Origin of the sequence: Pontibacter sp. HSC-14F20 (assembly GCF_019599265.1) — a bacterium.
Classification (GTDB): domain Bacteria; phylum Bacteroidota; class Bacteroidia; order Cytophagales; family Hymenobacteraceae; genus Pontibacter.
Genome location: NZ_JAHZTC010000068.1, coordinates 1 through 400, shown reverse-complemented (window position 1 = coordinate 400; position 400 = coordinate 1). Strand labels below are relative to the sequence as shown.

Here is a 400-nt window from a genome sequence, read left to right as displayed (position 1 = left end):
CAAGCCTTCCCTTTAAACCACTATAAACCACTTTAAACCACTATAAACCATAAAGTATGATGATGCAGATTGAATCACAACTCACCCGCCTGCGCCTGCATGGCATGAGCCGCAGCTGGCAGGCCCTACTGGAAACACGAAAGAGCCACGAGCTGAGCTTGAGCGAGGGGCTGGCACTATTATTACAGGCCGAGGAAGAAGACCGATCCGACCGGCGTTTTGAGCAGCTAAAGCGGAATGCCCGCTTCCGCTATCAGGCCTCTGTGGAGGAGTTGCGGCTGGAGGCTGCGCGGGGGCTGGACAAGGGGCTGATCCTGGGCCTGGCCACCGGGGAGTACCTGGCCAAGGCAGAGTCCGTGCTCATTAGCGGGGCCACTGGCTGCGGCAAGAGCTTCCTGGC

At 58.2% G+C, this 400-nt stretch carries 1 protein-coding gene; it reads left to right on the top strand.

What is annotated here, in order from left to right:
• Positions 1–62: 62 nt before the first annotated feature.
• Positions 63–400, top strand: a 338-nt coding sequence (locus K3G39_RS21250; protein ID WP_255594577.1) for an ATP-binding protein, incomplete at its 3' end; no start/stop codon positions are given.